Origin of the sequence: Candidatus Vallotiella hemipterorum, from assembly GCF_910593725.1 — a bacterium.
GTDB lineage: Bacteria > Pseudomonadota > Gammaproteobacteria > Burkholderiales > Burkholderiaceae > Mycetohabitans > Mycetohabitans hemipterorum.
Genome location: NZ_OU343031.1, coordinates 1,052,585 through 1,077,110, shown reverse-complemented (window position 1 = coordinate 1,077,110; position 24,526 = coordinate 1,052,585). Strand labels below are relative to the sequence as shown.

Genomic DNA, 24,526 nt, shown 5'->3' with positions numbered 1-24,526 from the left:
TTTATTTATTAGGTAGTACTGTAATCTTCATAGCTTTGCCTTTTGAAGCGACTGCAGAAGGCAAGTTTGGTCCGGGTAGCGGGAAACATTGGCAACCGCTGCTGTCAGCCAACGGTTGGTAGCGCGGCCAACCACCAAGCTTTTTAGTCTGTTCAAACGCTTGAACGACTACAGGGTTTCAGTCGGTGAACACTTGGGTAATTTTGTTCGCTGCCGTTGGAGCAATGAACTATCACGCCGTGATTCGGAGATCGTATGCAATATTCCTTCACCGAGAAGAAGCGCATTCGCAAGAGTTTTGCGAAACGCCCTATCGTTCACCCGGTTCCTTTTCTGCTGGCTACTCAGCTTGAATCATTTAGTGCTTTCTTACAGGCGGATGTACCTGCTGCACAACGTAAACCGGAAGGGCTGCAAGTTGCTTTTACATCAGTTTTTCCAATCGTCTCGCATAATGGTTTTGCCCAGCTTAAGTTTGTCAGCTATGCGCTGTCATCTCCGGTGTTTGACGTTAAGGAGTGCCAACAGCGCGGCTTAACCTATTGCTCTGCATTGCGGGCTAAGGTTCGCCTAGTAATCTTCGATAGGGAATCCTCAACTAAGCCGCTTGTTAAAGAGGTAAAAGAACAAGAAGTATACATGGGCGAAATTCCGCTTATGACACCAACCGGCTCGTTCGTAATCAACGGTACTGAGCGTGTAATCGTTTCACAGCTACACCGATCACCAGGTGTGTTCTTTGAACATGACAAGGGTAAAACGCATAGCTCAGGTAAGCTATTATTCTCGGCTCGTATTATTCCCTATCGCGGCTCCTGGCTAGATTTTGAGTTCGATCCGAAAGATATCTTATACTTTCGAGTTGATCGTCGCCGTAAAATGCCAGTAACAATCCTACTAAAAGCTATTGGCTTGACGTCAGAGCAGATCTTGGCGAATTTCTTCGTGTTCGATAACTTTATGTTGACCAACGAAGGCGCACAGATGGAATGTGTTTTGGATCGATTACGAGGCGAGGTTGCACGTTTTAACATTATTGATCGAGATGGAAAGGTTATTGTCCAAAAAGACAAACGGATTAATGCTAAGCATATCTGTGATCTTCAGAGCACAAAAACGAGGTATATCTCGGTGCCAGATGACTATTTGATTGGCCGCGTTCTTGCGAAGAACGTGATTGATACCGAGACTGGTGAGGTAATAGCCAATGCAAACGAGGAGATGACCGAGGCTCTGCTTGATAAGCTCAGAGAAACACGTGTACAAAAAATCCAGACCTTATATACAAACGATCTAGACCAGGGTCCGTACATATCATCTACGCTTCATATTGATGAAACTACCGATAAGGCTGCTGCGAGAATCGCAATTTACCGGATGATGCGGCCGGGCGAGCCACCTACAGAAGATGCGGTTGAGTCGTTGTTTAATCGTCTTTTTTATAGTGAGGATACGTACGATCTATCGAAAGTTGGTCGAATGAAGTTTAACCGTCGAGTCGGTCGTGATGAGATTCATGGTCCGATGACCTTGACCGATGATGATCTACTTGCGGCAATTAAGATTTTAGTTGGGCTGCGCAACGGTAAAGGAGAGGCCGATGATATCGACCATCTTGGTAATCGTCGTGTGCGTTGCGTCGGTGAGTTAGCTGAAAATCAGTTTCGCGCTGGTTTAGTGCGTGTAGAACGCGCAGTTAAAGAGCGCCTTGGTCAGGCGGAGAGTGAGAATTTAATGCCGCATGACCTAATTAATTCAAAACCAATTTCATCAGCGATTCGCGAGTTCTTCGGCTCCTCACAGCTATCGCAGTTTATGGATCAAACTAATCCTCTATCTGAGATTACGCATAAGCGACGCGTATCAGCGCTAGGACCAGGAGGATTGACACGTGAGCGTGCTGGATTTGAGGTGCGTGACGTTCACCCGACACACTACGGTCGTGTATGCCCGATCGAAACGCCGGAAGGTCCAAATATCGGTCTAATTAACTCACTCGCGCTGTATGCTCACTTAAACGAATATTGTTTCCTCGAGACGCCCTACCGGAAGGTGATTAATGGTCAGGTAACTGATAAGATAGACTATCTGTCTGCGATCGAGGAAGGTCAGTATGTAATTGCTCAAGCAAATGCAGCGATTGACGACGAAGGTCGGCTAGTGGACGAGCTAGTTTCGGCTCGCGAAGCTGGTGAAACGCTGATGGTTATACCAGACCGAATCCAGTATATGGATGTAGCACCATCACAGATTGTGTCTGTAGCTGCGTCACTAATTCCGTTCCTCGAACACGATGATGCAAACCGAGCACTTATGGGCTCAAACATGCAGCGTCAGGCGGTGCCTTGCCTGCGGCCGGAAAAAGCAGTAGTTGGTACGGGCATCGAGCGTAGGACTGCTGTAGACTCAGGTACGACGGTGCAGGCATGCCGTGGTGGGGTGATTGACTATGTTGACGCTAGCCGTGTGGTAATTCGCGTGAACGATGACGAGGCGGTAGCCGGTGAGGTTGGCGTCGATATCTATAATTTAATTAAATATACGCGCTCAAATCAAAATACGAATATTAACCAGCGGCCCATCGCGAAGGTTGGAGATCGTGTCGCATGTGGCGATGTAATTGCTGATGGTGCATCAACCGATCTAGGAGAGCTTGCGCTCGGCCAGAATATGCTAGTCGCGTTTACACCGTGGAATGGCTACAACTTTGAGGATTCACTCTTAATTTCTGAGCGCGTTGTCTCCGATGACCGCTATACCTCGATCCATATCGAGGAACTCAATGTTGTAGCACGCGATACAAAGCTTGGCCCGGAAGAAATTACGAGAGATATCTCTAATCTAGCTGAAGTGCAGCTAGGTCGTCTAGATGAATCAGGAATTATTTATATCGGTGCTGAGGTCGAGACTGGCGATGTATTAATTGGTAAGGTAACTCCGAAAGGCGAGACTCAACTAACTCCGGAAGAAAAGCTGCTACGCGCAATCTTCGGCGAGAAAGCTTCTGATGTAAAAGATACGTCTCTGCGCGTCCCATCAGGCATGACCGGAACGGTAATCGACGTACAAGTATTTACACGTGAAGGAATCCAGCGTGATAAACGTGCACAACAGATTATCGATGATGAACTTAAACGCTATCGATTAGATTTAAATGACCAGTTACGCATCGTCGAAAGCGATGCATTCGAGCGATTAGCTCGAATGCTCAACGGTAAGCTTGTGAACGGTGGTCCAAAAAAACTTGCAAAAAATTCGAAGATTACGCGCGAATACTTAAATAATTTAGCTCATTATCACTGGTTCGATATTCGCCTCTCCGACGAGAACGCAGCAGCGCAACTAGAGGCAATTAAAGAATCAATCGAGCAGAAGCGTGATCAATTTAGCCTCGCGTTTGAAGAAAAGCGAAAGAAACTAACACAGGGAGATGAATTGCCTCCAGGTGTGTTAAAAATGGCTAAAGTATACCTGGCAGTCAAGCGGCGATTGCAACCTGGCGATAAAATGGCGGGCCGACACGGTAATAAAGGTGTCGTCTCAAAAATCGTTCCGATTGAAGATATGCCATATATGGCTGATGGCCGCCCATGCGATGTTGTATTAAATCCACTGGGGGTGCCGTCGAGAATGAATGTCGGCCAGATCCTTGAAACCCACTTAGGCTGGTCTGCAAAGGGTTTAGGGTGGCGTATAGGTGAAATGTTACAGGCTAAAAAATCGACCCTAGTCCAGGATCTGAGATTGTTTTTGATGAAGATTTATAATGAGTCGGGTCGTTTAGAGTCAATTGATGAGATGTCTAATGATGAAATTATCGAGCTTGCACAAAACTTAAAAGAAGGTGTGCCATTTGCAACACCAGTATTTGATGGCGCGCACGAGAGAGAGATTTCGTATATGCTGGATTTAGCGTTTCCAGACGAGGTGGCCCAGCAGCTAGGAATGACAAAGTCGAAAAACCAGGTGACACTATACGATGGGCGTACTGGCGAGGCTTTCGAGCGTCCAGTAACAGTAGGCTACATGCATATGTTAAAGCTCCATCATTTAGTGGATGATAAGATGCATGCGCGCTCGACCGGCCCATATTCACTGGTAACGCAGCAGCCGTTAGGCGGTAAGGCACAATTTGGTGGCCAACGCTTTGGGGAAATGGAGGTGTGGGCGCTAGAGGCATACGGCGCATCCTACGTGTTACAGGAAATGTTAACGGTAAAGTCGGATGACGTAACAGGTCGCACGAAAGTGTATGAGAATCTTGTCAAGGGTGATCACGTGATCGATGCGGGCATGCCAGAGTCATTCAACGTGCTAGTGAAAGAAATACGGTCGCTCGGTATCGATATCGACCTAGACCGGAACTAATCGGACTACTGGAGAGAAGCGATGAAAGCTTTGCTCGATCTATTCAAGCAAGTCCAACAAGAAGAAGTTTTTGATGCCATTAAGATAAGTCTAGCCTCACCGGACAAGATCCGATCTTGGTCGTTTGGTGAAGTAAAAAAGCCGGAAACTATTAACTACCGCACCTTCAAACCTGAGCGAGATGGTTTATTCTGCGCAAAGATCTTTGGCCCAATCAAGGATTACGAGTGTCTCTGCGGCAAGTATAAACGTCTAAAACATCGCGGCGTAATCTGCGAGAAATGCGGCGTTGAAGTAACGCTCACGAAAGTACGCCGCGAGCGTATGGGCCATATTGAGCTTGCCTCTCCAGTCGCACATATATGGTTTCTAAAGTCGCTGCCATCACGGTTAGGTATGGTACTCGATATGACATTACGCGATATTGAGCGCGTACTTTATTTCGAAGCGTATGTCGTGATCGATCCAGGCATAACACAGCTTAAAACGCGACAGATTATAACCGAAGAGGATTACTATAAAGCCGAAGAAGATGGTGAAGAGTTCCGGGCAGAAATGGGCGCAGAAGGTATACGTGAGCTACTGCGCTCAATTGATATTGATGCGCAAATTGAACAACTTCGTGCTGAGTTAAAGAATACTGGATCCGAAGCAAAAATCAAAAAGTATGCAAAGCGCCTAAAGGTGCTGGAGGCATTCCAGCGTTCCGGCATTAAGCCAGAGTGGATGATCCTTGAGGTGTTACCTGTATTACCACCGGAGTTGCGTCCACTGGTACCGCTAGACGGCGGTAGGTTCGCGACGTCGGATCTAAACGACTTGTATCGTCGCGTTATTAATCGTAATAACCGATTAAAGCGTCTACTTGAATTGAAAGCGCCCGAGATCATCATTCGCAATGAAAAAAGGATGTTGCAAGAGGTAGTCGACTCGTTGCTCGACAATGGACGTCGTGGAAAAGCAATGACCGGCGCTAATAAACGACCTCTAAAGTCGCTTGCCGATATGATTAAAGGCAAGGGTGGTCGCTTCCGCCAGAATTTGCTGGGTAAGCGCGTTGACTACTCTGGCCGATCAGTGATCGTCGTCGGTCCAACTCTTAAACTACACCAGTGTGGATTGCCTAAGTTGATGGCGCTTGAATTGTTTAAACCATTCATTTTTCACAAGCTAGAGGTAGTAGGCGTCGCGACAACAATCAAAGCAGCAAAGAAGGAAGTTGAAAGTCAGACACCCATCGTATGGGATATTCTAGAAGAAGTGATTCGCGAGCATCCAGTGATGCTAAATCGTGCCCCAACTCTGCATCGTCTTGGGATTCAGGCTTTCGAGCCGGTACTAATAGAAGGCAAAGCAATTCAACTACACCCACTAGTGTGTGCTGCATTCAATGCTGATTTTGATGGCGACCAGATGGCTGTACATGTACCTCTGTCGCTCGAAGCACAGATGGAGGCGCGCACGCTAATGCTTGCGTCTAATAACATTTTGTTCCCGGCTAATGGCGATCCATCAATCGTTCCATCGCAGGATATCGTACTAGGCTTATACTACGCGACGCGCGAAGCAATTAATGCGAAGGGCGAGGGAATGACTTTTACTGGTGTAGGAGAAGTTCTTCGAGCGTATGAGAATAAGACAGTAGAACTAGCCTCGCGCGTCAATGTACGCATTACTGAAATGGTAGCCAATGGGGATCATCGCTCTAATGATTCGCCAAAATTTGTACCTAAGATCTTACTACATGCAACCACGGTAGGTCGTGCAATCCTCTCGGAGATTTTACCACCGGGCCTGCCCTTCAGCGTGCTAAATAAACCGCTGAAGAAAAAAGAAATCTCTCGGTTAATTAACACTGCTTTCCGTTGTTGCGGTTTACGAGAAACAGTAATTTTTGCAGATCAGCTTATGCAGTTAGGCTTCCGACTAGCTACCCGGGCCGGGATCTCGATTTGCGTTGATGATATGCTGGTTCCGGCACAAAAAGAAACGATCGTAGGTGAAGCTGCTAAAAAAGTTAAGGAATATGATCGACAATACATGTCAGGTCTAGTTACTGCTCAGGAGCGTTATAACAATGTAGTTGATATTTGGTCGGCAACCTCTGAATTAGTTGGTAAGGCGATGATGCAGAGACTATCAACCGAACCAGTTATTGATCGAAACGGTAATAAGACGCACCAAGAGTCATTTAACTCGATTTATATGATGGCGGATTCTGGTGCTCGTGGTTCGGCGGTACAAATTCGCCAATTAGCGGGTATGCGCGGGCTTATGGCTAAGCCGGATGGTTCAATTATTGAAACGCCAATTACCGCGAACTTCCGAGAAGGCTTAAATGTATTGCAGTACTTTATTTCAACACATGGTGCCCGTAAGGGATTAGCAGATACTGCATTAAAAACTGCAAACTCAGGCTATCTAACCCGTCGTTTAGTTGACGTAACACAAGACTTGGTAGTAGTTGAGGACGATTGCGGTACTAGCCAGAGCGTAGCAATGAAGGCGCTTGTCGAAGGCGGTGAAGTCATCGAAGCGCTACGCGATCGAATTCTCGGCCGGGTAGCAGTAGCTGAGATTATTAATCCAGAAACTCAGGAAGCTTTATACGAATCAGGTTCGCTGTTAGATGAAACTGCAGTTGAAGAAATTGAGCACCTCGGTATCGATGAAGTGCGCGTTCGCACGCCACTGACCTGTGAAACACGTTATGGTTTATGTGCGAAGTGCTATGGCCGCGATCTTGGGCGCGGTACGCTAGTAAATGTAGGTGAGGCGGTCGGTGTAATCGCTGCGCAATCAATTGGTGAGCCGGGTACTCAGCTAACGATGCGTACATTCCATATTGGTGGTGCGGTATCACGGGCAGCTATAGCTTCCAGCGTCGAAGCGAAGTCTAACGGAACTGCACGCTTCACCTCAACAATGCGCTATGTTACAAACGCAAAGGACGAGCAAATTGTTATTTCTCGCTCCGGAGAAATTATTATCGCAGACGACCATGGCCGTGAGCGTGAATGCCATAAAATTCCGTATGGTGCAACGCTCCTGCAGTTAGATGGCACACAAATTAAGGCGGGTACGCAGCTTGCAACATGGGATCCAATGACACGTCCGATTATCACAGAGTACGGTGGCACAGTAAAATTTGAAAACGTTGAAGAGGGCGTAACTGTCGCTAAGCAGATTGATGAAGTAACGGGCTTATCGACTCTTGTTGTGATTGACGCAAAGCACTGTGGCTCTCAATCCACTAAAAGTGTGCGCCCACAAGTGAAGATGCTTTGTGAGAGCGGTGATGAAGTAAAGATTCCAGGAACAGAGCATGCGGTGCAAATTGGTTTCCAGGTCGGCGCACTAATCACGGTTAAAGATGGTCAGCAGGTCCAGATTGGTGAGGTTCTGGCACGGATTCCGACCGAGTCTCAAAAAACTCGCGACATTACTGGCGGGTTACCACGAGTTGCCGAGCTATTCGAGGCCCGTTCACCAAAGGATGCGGGCTTTCTAGCAGAAGTGACTGGAACTGTATCGTTTGGAAAAGATACAAAAGGCAAGCAACGCTTAATCATCACAGACCTGGATGGAAATCAACATGAATTTTTAATTGCGAAGGAAAAGCAAGTTCTTGTACATGACGGTCAAGTTGTCAACAAAGGAGAGATAATTGTTGATGGGCCTGCTGATTCGCACGATATACTGCGCCTGCAAGGAATCGAAGCTCTATCGCGCTATATTGTTGATGAAGTACAAGACGTATATCGCTTGCAGGGTGTAAAAATTAATGACAAGCATATTGAAGTGATTGTCCGCCAAATGTTGAGACGTGTGCAGATCATAGATAATGCAGATACACGGTTTATACTAGGAGAGCAAGTGGAGCGTTCTGATATGCTTGACGAAAATGATCAAATCATTGCGGAAGGTAAGAAACCAGCAACATATGAAAATGTGCTACTTGGTATTACGAAGGCGTCACTATCAACTGATTCATTTATTTCAGCCGCCTCGTTCCAGGAAACAACGCGCGTGCTAACTGAGGCTGCTATTATGGGCAAGCGTGATGACCTCCGTGGTCTAAAAGAGAATGTAATCGTTGGCCGCCTAATCCCGGCTGGTACAGGACTTGCCTTTCACAAAGCTAGAAAAAGCAAAGAGATAGCCGACCGAGAGCGTTTTCAGCAGATTGAGGCAGAAGAGGAGAACATAAGCCCATTTGACTTTACTATACAGAAAACACTGGTAAAACAATCTTTTTCTGAAAACAAGTAACGTATATAGCCTGCTAGCAAATAGTCGAGGTGCTGGCAGGCTATAACTATTTACTACTTGAAGAAGACTATTCTATAACAATAAAGACTTTGAGTGGATACATAGACTCTTGCCGATATTAATTTTAGAAACTATAGCCTTATGATCTGCACGCAGAGCTAGTATATATTTTCACTAAAGTTATTACTACTACAGAGTAGGGGTCGGTCATTTTATACTTAGATAGATGCTAATTAACTTATAAAGTTAGTGTATGAGCAAGAATTTGTATTCTTCTTAATAAAGAAATTAAAGTTTTTGTGTAGCTGTTTGGGAAAGTTTTAACGCCCCCCCCAAGAGCAAGGTTAGTAATAACAAATTGACTAGCATAATATCAGTCTCTACTTATAGCTGGGTTCAAGATGTACTTAACAGCGCTACGAAAATCAGCAAAACTATTATTATAAATACCGCACTCTGCGCCTCTGTCGCTAGTAAAATAAATAGAGCTCGTTAAGCAGAGATCACATAGCTCTCGAAATATACTTAGTATTCTTAGTTAATTATCAGAATAACTTACATTTATCTAGTCGATTACGCAGATGCTTATCGTGCGCGTTGCCCAAAAAGTAAAATTAAGAGGAGTTCCCAGATAATATACAGACATAGTATCTATACTATACAACAAAGTTGTACTGTTTATTACTGCAGGAAAAAGTAAAAATTTCTATTTAAATAAACAGTACTCATACTGTACTGGTATAACTATATTAAAATCAGTCTATTTAAATTTTAGTAAAATTCAAATAATATTAATATATTATATGCATCACATAATTCTGTTCTATATAATATTCTATATTAATATATTTTTATAAGAGCTATTGTATATCTCTAGTAAAAAATAAGTATCGCTACAATAGCCCTATTAACAGATAAATGTTAAGCGTAATATCACTATACATAAAGATATAAGGATCGATCTAGATATAATTATTTATAGCTTGCTTAAAAAATTTCTCTTCTTGAGCTAATGTGATTCACAAGTACTGTAGATTAAAAATAAAGCTAGCTACACAATGATAAGTGCTCAGGGTTGCCTAAATAACTAATAACTAATCGATAGCTTTTTTAGCCATAGAGAAAATATTATCTCTATGGCTAAAAAATGTATTGGTTGAAATGAGCACGGCGCTTGCTATTCCACTCCCTGGAGTTTCATGTCTCACTCTTTTATTGCTCAAAAAATTTTTGGCTATTCTGCATTTCGCTGGATACAGGCTGATATTGTCGAACATGTTGCAGCGGGACATAATAGTTTTGTTCTAATGCTCACTGAGAGTGGCAAGTCGTTATGCTATCAAATTTCAGCGCTAGTACGCATACTACTATCCTGGCTTAGGAACTAGTATCGTAGTATCGCCGTTAATTTCGTTGATGCAGGACCAAGTTTCAGCACTAACTGCTATAGGAGTGCGAGCGGCATACCTGAACTTAGCATTTACCACAGAGAAAGCGACAATAGCCGAACGTGCATTTGAACGCGCTGAGTTGCAATTGTTATATGTTGCGCCGGAGCGACTGCTAACAGGTTGGTTCTTAGAACTGCTTGCGCGAAGCCGGGTGGGGTTGTTTGCGATTGATGAGGCCTACTGTATGTCTCAGTGGGGCTATGATTTCCGGTGTAAATAATCGTTATATATACTACACAAGCGTTTCCCAAGAGTACCTCGCATTGCCTTGACCGCAACGGCAGATACACTCCGCGAGAAGACATTATCAAACGGCTCTTACTAAACAACGCTCGGGTATTTATTTCTAGTCTTGATAGACCGAATATTCACTACCGCATTTTTGAGAAAAATAACGCACGCGTACAATTATGAAACTTTATTCGATCTGAGCATCCATCCATAGATGGTACTGCTGGTGCAGGTATTATTTATTGCCTGTCTCGCCGGAAAGTTGAAGAAACAGTTAACTAGCTAGTACAACAGGGATTGCGTGCATTACTGTATTATGCCGGTATGAATACGCAACTACGTCAGCAAAATCAAAGAGTCTTTTAATGTGAGGAAAGTGTTGTGATATGTGCAAAGATTGCGTTTGGAATGGGGATTAATAAACCGGACGTTCGCTTTGTTGCACATCTAGATCTACCCAGAAATATTGAAGGCCCCCATTAGGAAACCGGTCGAGCTGGTCGTAATAACTTTGCCTTTAACGCGTGGATGGCCTACGGACTAGGCGATATGGTACAACAGCGCAGGTTAATTAGCGAATCAACGGCTGACAAATTACATAAGCAAGTGCAAATGGCGAAGCTTGATTCAATGCTTTTAAATTATGTGAGACAGCTAAATGTCGGCGCATGCAGCTGCTAAGCTATTTTGGCGAAACAAGCCAACCATGTGGTAACTTGTGATACATACCTAAAGCCGCCAGTAACCTGTGATAACACACGTGAGACACAGATGGCGCTCTCATGCGTATATTGAGCACATCAAGCTGGTAGTTTTAGATTTAGTAGGGCACATCTGATTGACATATTGCGTGGCAACCAGACCAAGCGCATTAAGCGCTGGGGCATGATACGTTAAGTACTTTTAGTATTAATGCGTCTTTATCGGCAGCGCAATGGCAAGCGATTTTTCGCCAATTGCTTGCGCTAGGTCTGCTTGCTATAGATCATAAGAGCTGCGGTATACTACTCCTTGCGGAATTAAGTAAGTCGGTGTTAAGGGGGGGGCGTAATATTACACTCCGCTAATATACTAACTTTCAGCGAGGTGCCCTAAGGGGGGGTCGTATATATACGATATAAAGTACTCATGCATTACCAATATAGCTATATAGCTATCTGGGACGAATGCTAGGAGCCGATGAATACCTATCTTAGCGAGAGTGCTAAGGCTAAAGCATACAGCAGTGCTATGTGATTACTCAATATAATATTAGGTGAGCCGATCCTAAACTATATTGAGGATAATTACCCAGCATACTAGAATAAATAGAATTTTAAAACATAAGTGCTTGAATAACCAGTTTCTCGAGGTAAGTAGAACTTTAGCGGTAGCTATTCCGTTAGCGCGAGAAAATTCCGAAATTTGTTGACGTACTTAAAAATTCTGAAATAAAATAACAGGTTGTTCTCTCGGCGAGACTGCATATGCATTGCTGGCCGATCTCTCGATATCTAAGCCGGCTATTGCCAGCATGACCGCTGCCCGAGCCAGCGTAGTCCGGTTTTGACTACTTCCAGGAATTAATAATGCCAACCATCAATCAATTGGTTCGCAAAGGCCGCGCTTCGGAGCATGCTAAAAGCAAAAGCCCAGCTTTGCAGGACTGTCCACAGCGCCGCGGTGTATGTACTCGTGTATATACAACAACCCCTAAAAAACCAAACTCGGCTCTTCGTAAGGTCGCTAAAATTCGCTTGACAAACGGCTTTGAAGTTATCTCATATATTGGTGGTGAGGGTCATAATCTTCAGGAGCACTCAGTTGTTCTAATTCGCGGTGGCCGAGTTAAAGATTTGCCGGGTGTGCGTTACCATACAGTGCGAGGGTCTCTAGATACCCAGGGCGTCAAGAACCGTAAACAAGCCCGCTCAAAATACGGCGCTAAGCGTGCTATTGTAAGTAAATAAGTAGCTCTGCTGACGATTCAAAAGCGGTAGTACTGAATTAATCAGCCTTATCAAGTAAAAGTTTACGTGGTTGAGCCGGTTAATCGTAAGATAAATCGAGATTTAGTGGATAGCCGCTGGAGGAATAAAATCGCTTTAATTGAATAGTCAAAGGAAGAAACATGCCTCGTCGTCGCGAAATTCCTAAGCGGGACATATTGCCAGATCCAAAATTTGGTAATGTTGATGTTGCAAAATTCATGAATGTACTAATGCTTTCAGGCAAAAAATCAATCGCTGAACGCATCGTATATGGGGCTTTTGAGCAAATACAGGGAAAAAGTGGGAAAGACCCACTAGAGGTATTTACGGTCGCACTAAGCAACGTAAAGCCGGTAGTTGAAGTAAAGAGCCGTCGTGTTGGCGGTGCAAACTATCAGGTTCCAGTCGAAGTACGTCCATCACGCCGTATGGCATTATCAATGCGATGGTTACGTGAAGCTGCGAAGAAACGTAGCGAGAAGTCTATGGCGTTACGTCTAGCAGGTGAATTGCTCGAGGCTGTAGAAGGTCGGGGAGGCGCGATGAAAAAGCGCGATGAAGTACATAGAATGGCGGAAGCAAATCGAGCTTTCTCGCATTTCCGTTTCTAATGGCTGTCTAGCTTAGAAACTATAGTAAGCGAAAATTTCGGGCGGGTGCGCTGCCGAAGCGCCTCGCCCGTTTGTGTTAAAGCGTATCGCGGTCCTCCCGCTGCGCAATCCTCTTGAGAGATTAAAGTGGCGCGTAAGACTCCTATTGAGCGTTACCGTAATATCGGTATTAGCGCTCACATTGACGCTGGCAAAACGACGACAACAGAGCGCATCTTATTTTACACTGGTGTAAATCATAAAATCGGCGAAGTGCATGATGGTGCTGCGACGATGGACTGGATGGAGCAAGAGCAGGAACGTGGTATTACAATCACGTCCGCTGCGACGACGGCTTTTTGGAGAGGCATGGGTAATAACTACCCAGAACACCGTATTAATATTATCGATACGCCAGGTCATGTAGATTTCACGATCGAGGTTGAGCGATCAATGCGTGTGCTCGATGGTGCATGCATGGTGTACTGCGCAGTCGGCGGTGTTCAGCCTCAATCGGAAACAGTATGGCGCCAAGCTAATAAATACAAGGTGCCACGGCTTGCATTCGTTAACAAAATGGACCGTACTGGCGCAAACTTCTTCAAGGTGTATGACCAGTTGAAGACACGCCTAAAAGCTAATCCCGTACCGATTGTCGTGCCGATTGGTGCAGAAGAATCGTTCAGGGGTGTGGTTGATCTGTTAAAGATGAAAGCAATTATTTGGGAGGATGCTTCGCAGGGCACGAAGTTTGAATATACTGATATTCCACCCGAACTCTTAGGTGTATGTAAAAAGTGGCGAGAGAAGATAGTAGAGTCAGCGGCTGAGGCGAGCGAGGCTCTTATGGAGAAGTATCTGAGTGGCGCAATATTAAGCGAGACCGAGATCATCCGCGCGTTACGCGATCGTACAATTGCCTGCGAAATTCAGCCTATGTTATGTGGAACAGCATTTAAGAATAAAGGTGTACAACGCATGCTGGATGCGGTAATCGATTTTCTGCCATCACCAGTCGATATTCCCCCGGTTAAGGGCGAAACCGAGGGCGGCGAGGATATTAAGCGCCACGCAGCTGATGACGAAAAATTCTCAGCACTAGCCTTCAAGATTATGACAGACCCATTTGTCGGCCAATTAATTTTTTTCCGGGTATATTCAGGTGTCGTTAATTCTAGCGATACAGTGCTAAATTCAACAAAGGGTAAGAAAGAGCGTATCGGACGAATTCTACAGATGCATGCAAACCAGCGTGAGGAAATTAAAGAGGTACGCGCTGGCGATATTGCTGCTGCAGTCGGTCTAAAAGAGGTGACAACTGGTGACACATTATGTGCTCTAGTTAACCCAATTGTGCTTGAACGTATGTCTTTCCCGGAGCCGGTTATCTCACAGGCTGTCGAACCAAAAACAAGAGCCGACCAGGAAAAAATGGGTATTGCATTAAACCGCCTAGCGCAAGAAGACCCTTCGTTTCGCGTGCATACTGACGAGGAATCTGGCCAGACGATCATCTCCGGCATGGGCGAGTTGCACCTAGAAATCTTGGTCGACAGAATGCGGCGAGAATTTAACGTTGCGGCGACGGTGGGTAAACCACAGGTTGCTTACCGAGAAACAATCCGCACTTCAGCAGCCGATATCGAAGGCAAGTTTATAAAGCAATCCGGCGGTCGTGGTCAATACGGTCATGCGGTTATTACATTAGAGCCGAATGAGCAGGGCAAGGGATATGAATTCCTTGATGAGATCAAGGGTGGTGTAATTCCGCGTGAGTATATCCCTGCAGTTGATAAAGGTATTCAAGAAACGCTAAAAAGCGGCGTACTAGCTGGTTTTCCGGTCGTCGATGTAACGGTGCATTTAACGTTCGGTTCATATCATGACGTAGATTCAAACGAAAATGCATTCCGGATAGCCGGATCAATAGCGTTCAAGGAGGCGATGCGCCGGGCAAATCCAGTAATTCTGGAGCCAATGATGGCCGTCGAAGTTGAAACTCCAGAGGAATACATGGGCAATGTAATCGGTGACCTATCGGGCCGCCGCGGTATCGTACAAGGCCTGGAAGATATGGTCGGGGGCGGTAAGATTGTCCGTGCTGAAGTGCCGATGTCTGAAATGTTCGGATACTCGACGTCTCTACGATCTCTAACGCAAGGCCGAGCAACGTATACCATGGAGTTCAAGCATTATACCGAGGCTCCACGAAACGTGTCTGATACGATTATTAATGCAAAGACAAAATAATTAGTTAATAAGATATTTACGAAACACTTTAAAAAGAAAAGACAATGGCCAAAGGCAAGTTTAGACGAACCAAGCCGCACGTGAACGTAGGTACGATCGGTCATGTTGACCATGGAAAAACCACGCTGACGGCGGCACTCGCAACAGTGCTCTCATCGAGGTTTGGTGGCGAAGCAAAGAAGTATGACGAGATTGACGCGGCACCAGAAGAAAAAGCGCGCGGTATAACAATCAATACAGCTCACATCGAGTACGAGACAGAGCAGCGTCACTATGCACACGTAGACTGCCCGGGTCATGCGGATTACATAAAGAATATGATAACGGGTGCAGCGCAGATGGACGGAGCGATCTTAGTGGTGTCAGCCGCAGATGGCCCGATGCCTCAAACACGCGAGCATATTCTGCTAGCGCGTCAGGTAGGTGTACCGTATATCGTTGTTTTCTTAAATAAATGCGATATGGTAGACGACGAGGAGCTGCTTGAACTAGTCGAAATGGAAGTGCGAGAGCTGTTATCTAAGTATGAATTCCCTGGTGACAACACGCCGATTATAAAGGGTTCAGCGAAGCTAGCGCTGGAGGGAGATAAAGGCGAGTTAGGTGAGGCGGCAATGATGCGTCTAGCTGACGCGCTAGACGCTTACATTCCAACACCTGAGCGTGCGATAGACGGCACATTTCTTATGCCAGTAGAAGATGTTTTCTCGATTTCTGGTCGAGGTACAGTAGTTACTGGACGGGTAGAGCGTGGGGTAATCAAGGTCGGTGAAGAAATCGAGATTGTAGGAATCCGTAATACATTAAAGACAACATGTACTGGCGTAGAAATGTTCCGAAAGCTACTAGACCAGGGCCAGGCTGGTGACAACGTAGGTATTCTGCTACGCGGAACTAAGCGCGAAGATGTGGAGCGTGGCCAAGTGCTTGCTAAGCTTGGAACAATTACACCGCATACGCACTTCACAGCAGAAGTATATGTACTAAGTAAGGATGAAGGTGGACGACACACACCGTTTTTTAATAACTATCGACCGCAGTTCTATTTCCGCACAACAGACGTGACGGGATCAATTGAGTTACCTGAAGATAGGGAAATGGTAATGCCAGGTGATAATGTATCAATCACAGTCAAGTTGATTGCGCCCATTGCTATGGAAGAAGGACTACGCTTTGCGATCCGCGAGGGTGGTCGTACTGTTGGTGCCGGTGTTGTGGCCAAGATTCTTAAATAAAATCGTGAATTTTGATATAGAAATATATCTCAGTAGCTTGATCAGCCCCCCCTTTTTTTCTATGAGGGGGGCTGCTTTATGTTCTTTTATTATAGCGATGTAATATCGCTTCGCTCTTTACAGGAAAAGTCATGCAAAAGCAGAAAATCCGTATTCGGCTAAGAGCTTTCGATTACAAGCTAGTCGATCAATCTGCACGCCAGATTTTCGAGACGGTACAGCGTACTGGAGCAGTTCTTGTCGGACCGATTCCACTGCCTCGGCGTATCCAGCGCTTTGACATTCTACGTTCACCACACGTGAATAAGACATCGCGAGATCAGCTAGAAATCCGAACACACCTACGCCTCCTAGATATCGTTGATCCGACAGACAAAACTGTTGATGCGCTGATGAAGCTTGACTTACCTGCCGGTGTCGACGTCGAAATAAAGCTGCAGTAATATTGCCTTGTAACGCACTTTACATAGTAATCGAGCATGGCTCGAAAGTCATTTATTTCTTTCAAAAAAATGAGAATTCCGTTAAAATTCTTTAGTATTTGCGTTTTAAAAAAATTAATGTAACTGGAAAGCGTTACGATATTCCCCACTTACTAGTAATTGGCAATTAGCCCCGACCAATCGCAGTCGGAAATGGAGAAAAACATGAGCCTTGGACTCATAGGTCGCAAGGTTGGAATGACCCGAATTTTCGCGGATGACGGTGATTCGATTCCTGTGACTGTGTTAGACGTATCAAACAACCGGGTAACACAAATTAAATCCATTAAAACGGATGGCTATACAGCAGTTCAAGTTTCCTTTGGAAAACGTCGTCCCTCACGAGTCACTAAACCGCAGGCAGGACATTTTTCTAAAGCTGGCGTTCAGGCTGGTGAGACTCTTAAAGAATTTCAGGTTGAGGCGAATAAAACGGCTGAACTGTTGCTAGGAAAACTAATTAATATTAATTTGTTTGAGGTAGGTCAGAAAGTCGATGTGCGAGGCGTCTCTATTGGTAAAGGTTATGCTGGTACAATTAAGCGCTACAATTTTAGTTCAGGTCGAGCATCGCATGGTAACTCACGTTCACATAACGTGCCAGGCTCTATCGGCATGGCGCAGGACCCAGGTCGTGTATTCCCTGGTAAGCGCATGACTGGTCACCTTGGTAATGTTATGGTTACTACTCAAAATCTTGAGATTGCGCGAGTCGATACAGCACGCGAGCTTATTTTTATTAAGGGTGCAGTGCCTGGCTCAAAAGGCGGAAAAGTTTTTGTGACACCAGCTGTTAAGGCTCTCATAAAGAAAGGAGCATAACAATGGAACTAAGGCTTCTCAGCGACCAAGGTCAGGAAAGTGTCGGTGTAAACGCATCAGACCTTATATTTAGTCGTGCTTATAATGCAGCACTAATTCACCAAATCGTTGTTGCATACCAAGCAAATGCACGTAGTGGAAACCGCGCGCAAAAAGATCGCCAGCAAGTAAAGCATACAACTAGAAAACCATGGCGACAGAAAGGTACAGGCCGTGCCCGGGCCGGTATGTCATCGAGCCCATTATGGCGTGGTGGTGGCCGTATCTTCCCAAGCTCTCCAGAAGAAAATTTTAGCCAAAAAGTTAATAAAAAAATGTTTCGTGCTGGCATCTGCACGATCCTGTCACAGCTTGTCCGAGAAAGTCGTCTATTAGTAATTGAGGATATCAAAATCGAGGCGCCGAAGACAAAGTTACTTTTAACTAAATTTAGGGCCATGGGACTTCAGTCGGTGCTTATGATTACCCATGTTATTGATGAAAATTTATATCTTGCGTCGCGCAACATACCATATGTAGCAGTGATTGAACCACGTTATGCCGACCCATTATCGTTAATTTACTTTAAAAAAGTACTAATTACGAAAACTGCGGTTATGCAAATCGAGGAGTTACTCTCATGAGTGATATTTGCCGGAATAATCATCGTTTAATGCAGATTCTGCTTTCGCCAGTAATTTCTGAGAAAGCAACGTTGATAGCCGATAAAAATGAGCAAGTTATATTTAATGCTGCACCAGATGCTACAAGGAAAGAGATTAAGGCAGCGGTAGAGTTATTGTTCAAGGTTGAGGTAGATTCGGTCAACGTGCTTAACTTAAAAGGCAAAGTTAAGCGCTCCGGTCGTTTTATAGGCCGCCGAAAGGGAATACGTAAAGCATATGTAAATTTGAAGCCAGGTCAGGAGATTAACTTTGAAGCGGAGGCTAAGTAATTATGGGGCTTATTAAACTTAAGCCAACCTCGCCTGGCCGTCGCGCGATGGTAAAAATATTTAACAGAGAGCTACATAGAGGCAAGCCTTATGCGGCACTTCTAAAAAAGCAAATTTCTACCGCTGGTCGAAATAATCACGGTCATATCACAACACGACATAAAGGCGGGGGTCATAAGCATCACTATCGTATAATTGACTTTTGCCGAAATAAAGATGGTATTCCGGCAAAAGTTGAACGTCTTGAATACGATCCTAATCGCAGCGCGAATATTGCCCTTCTATGCTATGTTGATGGAGAGAGACGCTACATTATTGCGCCGAAAGGTATAATGCCACACGCTCAGCTATTATCGGGTTCAGAAGCGCCAATTCGGCCAGGTAATGCGCTACCAATCCGAAATATTCCGGTAGGTACAACTATTCACTGCGTTGAAATATTACCTGGTAAAGGAGCACAAATCGCTCGCTCAGCTGGATCGTCAGTCATGCTATTAGCCCGAAAAGGCACATATGCACAGCTTCGATTACGATCAGGCGAAATCCGACGTGTACATATTGAATGCCGCGCAACGATTGGTGAGGTCGGTAATGAAGAGCACAGTCTGCGCCAGATTGGTAAAGCTGGTGCAAATCGTTGGCGTGGTATTCGTCCAACAGTTCGCGGCGTTGCAATGAATCCGATTGATCATCCGCATGGTGGCGGGGAGGGGCGTACTGCAGCGGGTCGTGATCCTGTAAGCCCGTGGGGTAAGCCAACAAAAGGCTTCCGCACGCGTCGCAATAAGCGCACAAGGACGATGATCGTCCAGCGCCGCCATAAGCGTTAAGGAGTAGGCAATGGCACGTTCTGTTAAAAAAGGTCCTTTCTGCGATGCCCATTTGCTAAAGAAAGTTGGGGTAGCCGTATCTTTACGTGATAAAAAACCGATTAAAACTTGGTCTCGTCGTTCAACTATTTTGCCTGATTTTATCGGCTTGACCATCTCTGTCCATAATGGACGCCAGCATATTCCGGTATACGTGTCAGAAAACATGGTGGGCCATAAACTCGGCGAATTCGCGTTAACCCGTACATTTAAGGGACACGCAGCTGATAAAAAAGCCAAAAAATAAGAGACCATTACAATGGAAGTAAAAGCAATTCATCGGGGCGCTCGTATTTCAGCGCAGAAAACACGTCTTGTGGCCGACCAAATTCGCGGTTTACCGGTTGACAAGGCACTCAATATTTTAACGTTTCTACCAAAAAAAGCGGCTGGTATTCTTAAAAAAGTACTGTTATCAGCAATTGCCAATGCAGAGCACAATCAAGGTGCTGATATCGATAGTCTAAAAATTACGACTATTTGTATTGACAAAGCAGCTTCGCTAAAGCGCTTTTTTGCGAGAGCGAAGGGTCGTGGTAACCGCATTGAGAAGCAATCCTGTCACATCACTGTGACGATCGGGAATTAAAGGATCACACGATGGGACAAAAAATTCATCCGACTGGCTTTCGCTTAGCTGTTAGCCATAACTGGGCATCGCGTTGGTATGCAAATAACGCTCAATTTGCTGGGATGCTTAAAGAAGATATTAGTGTTCGTGAATATCTAAAGAAAAAGCTAAAAAATGCATTAGTGAGCCGTGTTGTCATCGAGCGTCCAGCAAAAAATGCACGTCTTACAATTTTTAGTTCGCGCCCGGGTGTTGTAATTGGTAAAAAAGGCGAGGATATCGAATCGTTAAAAACCGAATTACAAAGACGTATGGGTGTTCCAGTTCACGTTAATATTGAAGAGGTCCGTAAGCCAGAAACTGATGCCCAACTAATTGCTGATTCAATTACACAGCAACTTGAGCGCCGGATTATGTTCCGTCGAGCAATGAAGCGCGCGATACAAAACGCGATGCGTCTAGGTGCACAGGGAATTAAAATTATGAGTGCAGGCCGCCTAAACGGCATCGAAATTGCCCGAACAGAATGGTATCGAGAAGGTCGTGTACCACTTCATACGCTACGTGCTAGCATTGACTATGCAACTTCAGAAGCGAAGACGACTTATGGAATTATCGGCGTTAAAGTATGGGTCTACAAAGGTGATTCGCTTAATCGAAGCGATCTATTAACTACTGAAGAGCCTCGGGAAGATAAACGTACACGCCGTAATATCCGGCCAAGTGATCGACGCGCGCGCCGTGGCAGCTTTGTTGTTGGCGGCAACGTAAAGAGTGGGGCATAAATATGCTGCAACCAAAACGCAGAAAGTATCGTAAAGAGCAAAAAGGCCGTAATACCGGTATTGCAACACGTGGCAATACAGTGTCATTTGGCGAGTTTGGTCTAAAATCGATTGGGCGTGGTCGCTTAACCGCGCGTCAAATTGAAGCGGCACGTCGAGCAATGACTCGTCATATCAAGCGTGGAGGTCGCATTTGGATTCGCATTTTTCCGGATAAGCCGATTTCAAAAAAGCCTGCTGAAGTTCGGATGGGTAATGGTAAAGGTAATACCGAGTACTACGTTGCCGAAATTCAACCTGGTAAAGTATTATATGAGATGGATGGCATTAACGAAAAATTAGCACGTGAAGCTTTTCGTCTAGCAGCAGCAAAATTGTCGTTAAAAACAATATTTGTGACTCGACAAATTGGTGTTTAAGGAGCTGAGTAATGAAAGCTTTTGAGCTTCGCGATAAGAACAAAGATCTGCTTAATAAGGAATTATCGGATCTATTAAAATCCCAATTTGGGCTACGTATGCAGCTTGCAACCCAGCAGCTGCAAAATACCAGTCAGCTTCAAAAAGTCCGCCGCGATATCGCACGTGTGCGTACAGTGTTGACTGAAAAGGCGAACCAAAAATGAAAAAGAATGTTAAAACATCGCTTAAGCGGGCCCTAGTAGGAAGGGTTGTTAGCTCTAAAATGAATAAAACTGTGACCGTTCTCGTTGAACATCGCGTGAAGCATCCAATCTATGGTAAGTACGTAATACGTTCGAAAAAGTATCATGCGCATGATCAGGAAAATGCATACAATGAAGGCGATCTCGTTGAAATTCAAGAAAATCGTCCAATTTCAAAAACAAAAGCCTGGACTGTATCTAGTTTAGCTAAAGGAAAATTATGTGAATAAGAATAGTATAAATTTATATAATTTTTAAAAATTATTGCAAGTCCATAATTATTTGATATAATATTAAACTTGCCTAATATTAAAAGCAAGTAGCCACTAAGTAGTAAAAATAAATTGGCTCTGCGCTATAAATATGCTTTTATTTCGCCGTGAAAATTTCAAGTTTCGATATCTTATTTTCGCATTCGCCTCTTTTCTAATACGGTCAGTAAATCGGCCAACAAAACCAAGACTAACCGAGCGTTTTATAATAGCATCCGGATTAAGTTGTGGAAAATAAATCATGATTCAGACCGAATCTCGGCTAAAAGTGGCTGATAATACAGGTGCACGAGAAGTGTTATGTATTAAGGTGCTCGGCAGTTCAAAGCGTCGCTATGCACGTATTGGTGACCTTATTAAGGTAAGCGTTAAAGAAGCTACGCCGCGTGGGCGTGTCAAAAAAGGCGAAGTTTACAGCGCAGTAGTAGTTCGAACAGTTAAAGGTGTTCGTAGAAAAGATGGCTCACTAATCAAGTTTGATGGTAATGCAGCTGTACTGTTAAATAACAAACTTGAGCCAATTGGCACGCGTATTTTTGGGCCAGTCACTCGTGAATTGCGAGGTGAGCGTTTTATGAAAATTGTTTCACTCGCGCCAGAAGTATTGTAAGGAATCGCATGAATAAAATTCGTAAAGGTGATGAAATTATCGTTATCTCTGGTAAAGATAAAGGTAAGCATGGTGCGGTTCTGACAATTTCTGGCAACTATGTGATGGTTGAGGGTATTAATTGTGTAAAAAAGCACTGCAAGCCAAACCCTATAAAAAACGCTACTGGCGGTATAGTCAGTAAACTAATGCCGCTACATATTTCTAACGTTTCGTTGTCCGATTCAAACGGTCGTGCTACACGTGTAGGAACAAAAGTAAAAAACGGGAAAAAAGTACGTTTCCTAAAAACCACCAGTGCTATATTAAGCGCCTGAGTTTGGGGACAAAATGGTACGTTTACAGAAAGTTTACAAAGAAAAAATTATTTCTGAACTTACTCAAAAGTTCGGGTACCAGTCTGTTATGGAAGTGCCCCGAATTACCAAGATCACCTTAAATATGGGTATTGGTAAAGCGGTTGCTGATAAAAAAATTATTGATAGCGCAGTCAATGACCTAGCAAAAATTTCTGGGCAAAAACCAATTGTGACAAAAGCGCGCAAAGCAATCGCAGGATTTAAGATCCGCCAGGGCTATCCTATTGGTTCAATGGTTACGCTTCGTGGCCGTATTATGTATGAATTCCTTGATCGTTTTGTAACAATTGCTTTGCCGCGCGTTCGGGATTTTCGAGGTATTTCGGGCCGAGCATTTGATGGTCGCGGCAACTATAATATAGGAGTAAAAGAGCAGATTATTTTTCCCGAGATTGATTATGATAAGATTGATATGCTGCGCGGGCTAAATATAAGTATTACAACTACAGCAAAATCTGACGAAGAAGCGAAAGCATTACTCGCCAGCTTTAAGTTCCCCTTTAAAAACTGAGGTTACCGTGGCCAAACTGGCACTGATCGAGCGTGAAAAAAAACGCGCTTATCTCGCGGCAAAGTATGCTCCAAAACGCGCATCTCTGAAAGCAATTATTAACGATACCAGCAAGTCCGAAGAAGAGCGCTATGAAGCTCGACTGAGACTACAGCAACTACCGCGTAACGCTAACCCAACCCGAAAGCGTAATCGCTGTGCGATTACTGGGCGTCCTCGCGGTACGTTCCGTAAATTTGGCTTAGCGCGTAGCAAGATTCGAGAAATTGCATTTCGCGGCGAGATTCCTGGCCTAACAAAAGCGAGCTGGTAAGGAGTAACGTAAATGAGTATGAGTGATCCTATCGCCGATATGCTAACTCGCATTCGCAATGCACAGATGGTTGAAAAAGAAGCAGTAACAATGCCCTCATCAAAAGTAAAGGTTGCAATCGCAAATCTTCTGAAAGAAGAGGGATATATTAATGATTTCGTCGTGAAAGTTCATGCCCCGGAGACAAAACTAAATATTGAATTAAAGTATCATGCCGGAAAACCGGTTATTGGGCGTTTAGAACGCATCTCCAAGCCTGGACTCCGCGTATATCGTCGTCGCAATGAGATTCCACGAGTTATGAATGGTTTTGGCGTTGCCATAATATCTACCCCAAAAGGACTAATGACTGATCGCAAGGCGCGTGCTATAGGCGTAGGCGGCGAAGTCGTTTGCTACGTCGCCTAAGGGCTGATAGGAGATTATAGTATGTCTCGAGTAGGTAAAAACCCTGTTTTTCTCCCTAACGATACGAAGATAACGCTCGATAGTACACAGATTACCCTACAGGGACGATTAGGCAAGATTTCTCAAAAGCTAAATCCACTGGTTAAAGTCATTAATAACAGCAGTGAACTAAGATTTCAACCGATTAATCAATCGAGCGAAGCAAAAGCGCTGTCAGGCACAATGCGTGCTCTCGTTGCAAATATGGTCAGTGGCGTGACAAAAGGTTTCGAACGCAGACTTATGTTAGTCGGTGTCGGTTATCGTGCGCAAGCACAAGGCGATGTATTAACTCTGTTATTAGGCTTCTCACATCCGATTACATATCGGATGCCAGAAGGTGTAAAGGTTGAAACGCCGTCGCAAACAGAAATTATTATCAAAGGGATTGATAAGCAAAAAGTCAGCCAAGTAGCCGCGGAAGTTCGCCACTATCGCCCACCTGAGCCCTATAAAGGTAAAGGTGTTCGCTATGCCGACGAAATCGTGATCCTTAAGGAAACGAAAAAGAAGTAAAGGG

The 24,526-nt window shown here is 44.7% G+C and carries 24 protein-coding genes and 1 pseudogene; 24 read left to right on the top strand and 1 reads right to left on the bottom strand.

All coding sequences use genetic code 11. The features are described 5' to 3' along the window. Positions 1 to 255 precede the first annotated feature (255 nt). The 3 genes and pseudogenes from rpoB to KW136_RS03775 form a co-directional block, all read left to right on the top strand. Positions 256 to 4,368: a DNA-directed RNA polymerase subunit beta gene (gene rpoB / locus KW136_RS03785; protein ID WP_216797283.1), complete on the top strand. Its 4,113-nt coding sequence runs from the start codon at positions 256 to 258 to the stop codon at positions 4,366 to 4,368. 21 nt (positions 4,369 to 4,389) lie between these two features. After that, positions 4,390 to 8,640 carry a DNA-directed RNA polymerase subunit beta' gene (gene rpoC / locus KW136_RS03780; protein ID WP_216797281.1) on the top strand — a complete coding sequence of 1,417 codons (4,251 nt, stop codon included), beginning with the start codon at positions 4,390 to 4,392 and terminating at the stop codon, positions 8,638 to 8,640. Positions 8,641 to 9,839: 1,199 nt separating this feature from the next. After that, positions 9,840 to 11,386: pseudogene (locus KW136_RS03775) on the top strand (RecQ family ATP-dependent DNA helicase); the annotation flags it as partial. 352 nt (positions 11,387 to 11,738) lie between these two features. Here the strand turns inward: KW136_RS03775 and KW136_RS03770 are convergent. Beyond that, on the bottom strand, positions 11,739 to 11,897 hold the full coding sequence (locus KW136_RS03770) for a hypothetical protein (RefSeq protein WP_216797279.1): 159 nt from the start codon (positions 11,895 to 11,897) through the stop codon (positions 11,739 to 11,741). Here KW136_RS03770 and rpsL point away from each other — a divergent pair. The 21 genes from rpsL to rplF all read left to right on the top strand — a co-directional run bounded on the left by rpsL (position 11,891) and on the right by rplF (position 24,522). Beyond that, complete coding sequence (gene rpsL / locus KW136_RS03765) at positions 11,891 to 12,271, top strand: 30S ribosomal protein S12 (RefSeq protein WP_216797277.1); 381 nt, start codon at positions 11,891 to 11,893, stop codon at positions 12,269 to 12,271. The two genes, KW136_RS03770 and rpsL, sit on opposite strands and share 7 nt — an antisense overlap. Positions 12,272 to 12,432: 161 nt before the next feature. Beyond that, positions 12,433 to 12,903 carry a 30S ribosomal protein S7 gene (gene rpsG, locus KW136_RS03760; RefSeq protein WP_216797275.1) on the top strand — a complete coding sequence of 157 codons (471 nt, stop codon included), beginning with the start codon at positions 12,433 to 12,435 and terminating at the stop codon, positions 12,901 to 12,903. Positions 12,904 to 13,029: 126 nt separating this feature from the next. After that, complete coding sequence (gene fusA, locus KW136_RS03755; RefSeq protein WP_216797273.1) at positions 13,030 to 15,132, top strand: elongation factor G; 2,103 nt, start codon at positions 13,030 to 13,032, stop codon at positions 15,130 to 15,132. A 44-nt stretch (positions 15,133 to 15,176) separates the two neighbouring features. After that, complete coding sequence (tuf, locus tag KW136_RS03750; protein WP_216797272.1) at positions 15,177 to 16,367, top strand: elongation factor Tu; 1,191 nt, start codon at positions 15,177 to 15,179, stop codon at positions 16,365 to 16,367. Between the two features lie 131 nt (positions 16,368 to 16,498). Next, positions 16,499 to 16,810, top strand: a complete 312-nt coding sequence (gene rpsJ / locus KW136_RS03745; RefSeq protein ID WP_216797270.1) for a 30S ribosomal protein S10 — start codon at positions 16,499 to 16,501, stop codon at positions 16,808 to 16,810. 204 nt (positions 16,811 to 17,014) lie between these two features. Then, positions 17,015 to 17,671, top strand: coding sequence for a 50S ribosomal protein L3 (gene rplC / locus KW136_RS03740; RefSeq protein WP_216797268.1), 657 nt, complete (start codon positions 17,015 to 17,017; stop codon positions 17,669 to 17,671). A 2-nt stretch (positions 17,672 to 17,673) separates the two neighbouring features. After that, complete coding sequence (gene rplD / locus KW136_RS03735; RefSeq protein ID WP_216797266.1) at positions 17,674 to 18,294, top strand: 50S ribosomal protein L4; 621 nt, start codon at positions 17,674 to 17,676, stop codon at positions 18,292 to 18,294. Beyond that, entirely contained in the window at positions 18,291 to 18,605 is a 315-nt protein-coding gene (gene rplW, locus KW136_RS03730; RefSeq protein ID WP_216797264.1) for a 50S ribosomal protein L23, read from the top strand. Before rplD ends, rplW begins: the two co-directional genes overlap by 4 nt. A 2-nt stretch (positions 18,606 to 18,607) precedes the next feature. Further along, positions 18,608 to 19,435, top strand: coding sequence for a 50S ribosomal protein L2 (gene rplB / locus KW136_RS03725; protein ID WP_216797262.1), 828 nt, complete (start codon positions 18,608 to 18,610; stop codon positions 19,433 to 19,435). Positions 19,436 to 19,445: 10 nt separating this feature from the next. After that, positions 19,446 to 19,721 carry a 30S ribosomal protein S19 gene (gene rpsS, locus KW136_RS03720; RefSeq protein WP_216797261.1) on the top strand — a complete coding sequence of 92 codons (276 nt, stop codon included), beginning with the start codon at positions 19,446 to 19,448 and terminating at the stop codon, positions 19,719 to 19,721. Positions 19,722 to 19,733: 12 nt separating this feature from the next. After that, positions 19,734 to 20,063 carry a 50S ribosomal protein L22 gene (rplV, locus tag KW136_RS03715; protein WP_216797259.1) on the top strand — a complete coding sequence of 110 codons (330 nt, stop codon included), beginning with the start codon at positions 19,734 to 19,736 and terminating at the stop codon, positions 20,061 to 20,063. 11 nt (positions 20,064 to 20,074) lie between these two features. After that, a complete protein-coding gene (rpsC, locus tag KW136_RS03710; protein WP_216797257.1) occupies positions 20,075 to 20,830 on the top strand; it encodes a 30S ribosomal protein S3 in 756 nt (251 codons plus the stop codon). A gap of 2 nt (positions 20,831 to 20,832) precedes the next feature. Next, the gene (rplP, locus tag KW136_RS03705; RefSeq protein WP_216797250.1) at positions 20,833 to 21,249 is read left to right on the top strand and encodes a 50S ribosomal protein L16; all 417 of its coding nucleotides are present in this window, start codon (positions 20,833 to 20,835) and stop codon (positions 21,247 to 21,249) included. Between the two features lie 11 nt (positions 21,250 to 21,260). Further along, positions 21,261 to 21,455, top strand: coding sequence for a 50S ribosomal protein L29 (gene rpmC / locus KW136_RS03700; protein WP_216797248.1), 195 nt, complete (start codon positions 21,261 to 21,263; stop codon positions 21,453 to 21,455). Continuing rightward, positions 21,452 to 21,724, top strand: coding sequence for a 30S ribosomal protein S17 (rpsQ, locus tag KW136_RS03695; protein WP_216797246.1), 273 nt, complete (start codon positions 21,452 to 21,454; stop codon positions 21,722 to 21,724). Before rpmC ends, rpsQ begins: the two co-directional genes overlap by 4 nt. Positions 21,725 to 22,007: 283 nt before the next feature. Continuing rightward, positions 22,008 to 22,376, top strand: a complete 369-nt coding sequence (gene rplN, locus KW136_RS03690) for a 50S ribosomal protein L14 (protein ID WP_216797244.1) — start codon at positions 22,008 to 22,010, stop codon at positions 22,374 to 22,376. An 8-nt stretch (positions 22,377 to 22,384) separates the two neighbouring features. Next, the gene (gene rplX / locus KW136_RS03685; protein ID WP_216797242.1) at positions 22,385 to 22,693 is read left to right on the top strand and encodes a 50S ribosomal protein L24; all 309 of its coding nucleotides are present in this window, start codon (positions 22,385 to 22,387) and stop codon (positions 22,691 to 22,693) included. A 13-nt stretch (positions 22,694 to 22,706) separates the two neighbouring features. Continuing rightward, positions 22,707 to 23,246 carry a 50S ribosomal protein L5 gene (gene rplE, locus KW136_RS03680; RefSeq protein ID WP_216797240.1) on the top strand — a complete coding sequence of 180 codons (540 nt, stop codon included), beginning with the start codon at positions 22,707 to 22,709 and terminating at the stop codon, positions 23,244 to 23,246. 7 nt (positions 23,247 to 23,253) lie between these two features. Next, a complete protein-coding gene (rpsN, locus tag KW136_RS03675) occupies positions 23,254 to 23,559 on the top strand; it encodes a 30S ribosomal protein S14 (RefSeq protein ID WP_216797238.1) in 306 nt (101 codons plus the stop codon). Between the two features lie 12 nt (positions 23,560 to 23,571). Then, complete coding sequence (rpsH, locus tag KW136_RS03670; RefSeq protein ID WP_216797236.1) at positions 23,572 to 23,967, top strand: 30S ribosomal protein S8; 396 nt, start codon at positions 23,572 to 23,574, stop codon at positions 23,965 to 23,967. A gap of 21 nt (positions 23,968 to 23,988) precedes the next feature. Continuing rightward, positions 23,989 to 24,522, top strand: a complete 534-nt coding sequence (rplF, locus tag KW136_RS03665; protein WP_216797234.1) for a 50S ribosomal protein L6 — start codon at positions 23,989 to 23,991, stop codon at positions 24,520 to 24,522. Positions 24,523 to 24,526: the final 4 nt, after the last annotated feature.